The following is a 4030-nucleotide window of genomic DNA, read 5'->3' as shown; positions in this document are numbered from 1 at the left end:
TCAGGGTCCAGAGGTTAAATACCTCTCCCAAGAGACCGAATATATGGCTGCAATCTTGATTTCTGTTGGAAACATCAATTTCTGTAAAAACTTGGCTTGCAATTGGGGAGGAGTCCATATATGACTCAAGGACACGCACAGTCTACGCATCCGATGCAGGCAATTCATTAGCGTTGCTTGACGCTGTTCTACACATTGAACGCACCCATAAGAAGTAGTTCCAACAGCCAGTGCACCGACTCCTGATATTCCGTGCAGTCGCCTTCTGAAAATGACACCACTTCTGAACAATACATTTGACTAACATAACGAGGAGATTGACCATGATGCAGTACACCCCACGTAGGCAATTTATGCAAAAGGTTGGTACTTTGGCTTGTGGCGCGGCGGTATTTACACAGTCAACTTTCGCTTTTGCCCGAGAAGACGCCACAAAACAAAAAAAGCCAGATACGGTTGAAGAAGTGTCTCCGGTGGAGGACCTGATGCGCGAACATAGCGTGCTCGACCGTATTCTGCTTATTTACGACGAAATCCTGTGGCGGCGTCTGCCAAAAAACGCCGATTTCCCGCCCGAAGTCTTGTCGAAAGGAGCCGATCTGGTCCGCCGCTTTCTTGAGGATTATCATGAAAAATTGGAAGAAGACTACATTTTTCCACGTTTCGAGAAAGCCGGGAAATTGATCGATCTCGTGCAGGTACTGCGCATCCAGCATCGAGTCGGACGCCAGTTGACCGATGTCATCAAGAGAACCACCCTCCAGACCGTTAAGACGCCGGCAGAACGGGACAAACTGAGCAACACCCTGCGCAAGTTCGTCCGCATGTACCGACCTCATGCCGCACGCGAAGATACAGTGCTGTTCCCGGCTTTTCGTTTTCTCGTTTCCACTCATGAATATGCCGCCTTGGGCGAGGAATTCGAAGACAAGGAACACGCCTTGTTTGGCAAGGAGGGTTTCGAGAAGATCGTCGCTGAAGTGGGCGATCTTGAGCGCATGCTCGGTCTTAATGATCTGGCCAGCTTTACGCCGAAATTAGATTAAGTGGGGTACGCCTATGACCCGTCATCCGTTGACAGCAATAAGTAAATCGATCGCTTACTGTCATTCGGGTTTATCGATGCGATCGCCCACTCCGCTCAACGTTCTAATTAACGGGCGCGGCCAGGCGTTCTGTTGAATGAAGGGTTCTCCGCCCCCTCTTCAGCGGAGCCTGGTTTTAGCAAGCCGTCTCGCGTTTGAGGCGGCCTTGCGATGAACCGGCCCCAGCCCTTTGCCCAGCACGCCCGCTGCGGCCTTTTGAACTTTGGCCGCCACTTTAGCAGCTGATGGCTTTTTTCGCGAAAACGGATTGCAAAAGGCCGTGAACAGGGACGCTGCCGTAGCTTGATTGGCGCGAAAAGCTTCCTTGGCCATAGCACTCCAGGCTTGGGCAAAGGCAGCGTGCTTTTCGTTGACCATGAGCTGGAATTCCTTGCGGTCTCGCTTAGAGAGCTTAGGCCCGGCCAGGGCCATGCGTATGAGCCGATGGGCAACTACTTGCGGGACCGCCAAGGCCAGCTCTGCAGACTTTACGGCGACGGATTTAGACTTTCGATGACGTCGAGTAACCATATCGATTCTCCAGGTGAGAGCGGGTGAACAGAACGAGTACCTGTGGTGCCTAACCTGATATATAGGATATCTAAGGTCTTATAAGAAGCCTACCGTCGCATACCTCATGCTTTAAGACAAGCTAACAAGCCTGGACCTTGTACTAGCGGGAGCATCTGTGCAGAAACCTACGTTTTCGTACCATTGGACTTCAAACCCCAATTTCAATCAGGCGTCAATGCGTAACTTCTATTTAAGTCACAATATTCCTTGCTGGTTTTAGACCTCGGTCTTCAGGCCGAAAGGAGCGCCCCGCAACAAGCGAAGCGACGTTGCTTTCTCGGGCGCGGATTGGGAAGGGGATGCAGAGCCCTTCCCAATCCTTGGCTTCATCCCGCAGGGATGTTTCCTTATTGCTTTAAACACAAAAAAGTTGCCAATTCACTCTACTCCTTCTCCTGATAGAGAGGGTGAATAGAGGATAATAAAATCAACTATTTATACCCTTCAAGCCAGCCTTCTCGCTTAAGGGAGAAGGCGCAGGCATCGGGGTAGATACCCATGCTCTGGAAGAGAATCATAATTGATGTTTGACCCAAGGTATGTTAGGTTTAATCTCCAGGCATAATCAGTGCCAAACAAGAATGGAAAATCACGGAGCCTGACCTGATTTCCGGACCTCGGGTGGACTGCCGAGGGTGACAGTTGGAAAGGCGCGGCAGGGTTGCTTCTTATCAGTCAAAACATCGCTACGGCGGCTGCGAGGTGGTATGAACAGAGTCATGACCGTGCTTGAGCATAGCACAACTAAATATAACGCCAAAGTCCTGATCTGCATCTGTTTGCTCTTGGCGGGCGGTTTTGCAGGCACAGCCAAGGCGGGCATCAACAAATGGACAGCTATTGGACCGGAAGGGGGAACGATTAACACTGTGGTTGTCAATCCCAGTGATCCTATGATTCTCTATGCCGGCACTAACTCGGCTGGCATCTTCAAGAGTACCAACGGCGGCGCCAGCTGGCAGGCTATCAATAGCGGCCTGCCTAGTCGCTTCATCTCTGCCATTGCCATTGACCCCGTTAACCCCGAAATCCTATATGCCAGTGTCGTCACTGAGGCGGCGGGAGTCTTCAAAAGCACCGACGGCGGCGCCAGTTGGCAAGCAGTCAACACCGGGCTGACTGACTTTGCCGTTACTACTCTCGTTATTGATCCTCTCGATCCGTTGACCCTATACGCCGGCGGTTATGGCGGCGTTTTTAAGACCACTAACGGCGGCGCGAGGTGGCAGGCTATCAACTCCGGACTGGTTGAATTCACCGTCTCTGATATTGTTATTGATCCTGTGAACCCGACAACTCTGTATGCCGGCACCGATTCGGACGGCGTCTTCAAAAGCACCAATGGCGGCGCCAGTTGGCAAGCTATCAACTCCGGGCTGACTGGCTTATTTATCTCTGATTTAGCCATTGACCCCATCAATCCGATGACTGTGTACGCCATCGCTTATGGCGTTGGCCTCTTTAAGAGCACCAATGGAGGCACAAGCTGGCAGGATGCAAATGCTGGGCTGATTGGAAGTGCCTTTGTTCTCATCATTGACTCCATCAATCCGATGACTGTGTACGCCATCGCTAATGGCGATGTCTTCAAGAGCGTCAACGGCGGCGCCAGCTGGCAGGCTATCAACGCCGGGCTAACTGGTTTCTCGGTATTAAACCTCACTATTGAACCTTTGAACTCATCGATCCTCTATGCGGCTACTAATGGCGGTATCTTCAAAAGCACCAATGGAGGCGCGAGTTGGCAGGCTATCGACTCCGGGCTGACTGGCTTATTTATCTCTGATTTAGCCATTGACCCCATCAATCCGATGACTGTGTATACCATCGCTAATGGCGTTGGCCTCTATAAGAGCACCGACGGCGGCGTCAGCTGGCGGGCTATCAACGCCGGACCGACATCTATTTTATACGCATCAGCCATTGTCATTGATCCTGTTCACCCCTTAACCGTATATCTCGGAACCGACTTTGGCGTTTTTAAGAGCACCGATGGCGGCGATAGCTGGCACGCTATTAACTCTTTGTCTGGTTCCCGCGTTGCTGCACTCGCCCTTGATCCAGTCGATTCCAGCACGTTGTATGTCGGCTTAGCTCCCGGAGGGGGCGTCTACAAGAGCAGCAATGGCGGCGCCAGCTGGCAGCCCCCCCTTTACTCCACCGCCTTCAGCCAATATATGTATGTAGAAGCCATCGCTATTGATCCGGTCAATCCGGCCACGCTCTATGCCACCCTTGAGGGCAGCGTCATCAAGAGCACGGACGGCGGCGCCAGCTGGCAGGATGCAAATGCTGGGCTGATTGGAAATACCTTTGTTCTCATCATTGATCCCTTCAATTCAACAACTTTATATGCCGGAACCAGGGAAGGC

At 51.9% G+C, this 4030-nt stretch carries 3 protein-coding genes; 2 read left to right on the top strand and 1 reads right to left on the bottom strand.

Annotation, left to right across the window (positions count from 1 at the left end; all coding sequences use genetic code 11):
- Positions 1–323: 323 nt before the first annotated feature.
- Positions 324–1046 carry a hemerythrin domain-containing protein gene (locus HUX64_RS02595; protein ID WP_217426411.1) on the top strand — a complete coding sequence of 241 codons (723 nt, stop codon included), beginning with the start codon at positions 324–326 and terminating at the stop codon, positions 1044–1046.
- A gap of 159 nt (positions 1047–1205) precedes the next feature.
- On the opposite strand, the gene HUX64_RS02590 is transcribed toward HUX64_RS02595, so the two are convergent.
- On the bottom strand, positions 1206–1616 hold the full coding sequence (locus HUX64_RS02590; protein ID WP_174624683.1) for a polyhydroxyalkanoate granule-associated phasin: 411 nt from the start codon (positions 1614–1616) through the stop codon (positions 1206–1208).
- Between the two features lie 761 nt (positions 1617–2377).
- Here HUX64_RS02590 and HUX64_RS02585 point away from each other — a divergent pair.
- Positions 2378–4030 (top strand): WD40/YVTN/BNR-like repeat-containing protein (locus tag HUX64_RS02585; protein ID WP_174624682.1); only part of this gene is annotated, 1653 nt, incomplete at its 3' end.

The organism is Candidatus Methylobacter favarea (assembly GCF_902806695.1).
Classification (GTDB): domain Bacteria; phylum Pseudomonadota; class Gammaproteobacteria; order Methylococcales; family Methylomonadaceae; genus Methylobacter_B; species Methylobacter_B favarea.
The sequence above is the reverse complement of the archived record's forward strand: the minus strand, read 5'-3'. Positions and strand labels throughout refer to the sequence as shown.

Excerpts from the sequence above, each read along its gene's own strand:
- HUX64_RS02595 (WP_217426411.1), top strand. The coding sequence starts at position 324 with ATGATGCAGTACACCCCACGTAGGCAATTTATGCAAAAGGTTGGTACT.
- HUX64_RS02590 (WP_174624683.1), bottom strand. The coding sequence starts at position 1,616 with ATGGTTACTCGACGTCATCGAAAGTCTAAATCCGTCGCCGTAAAGTCT.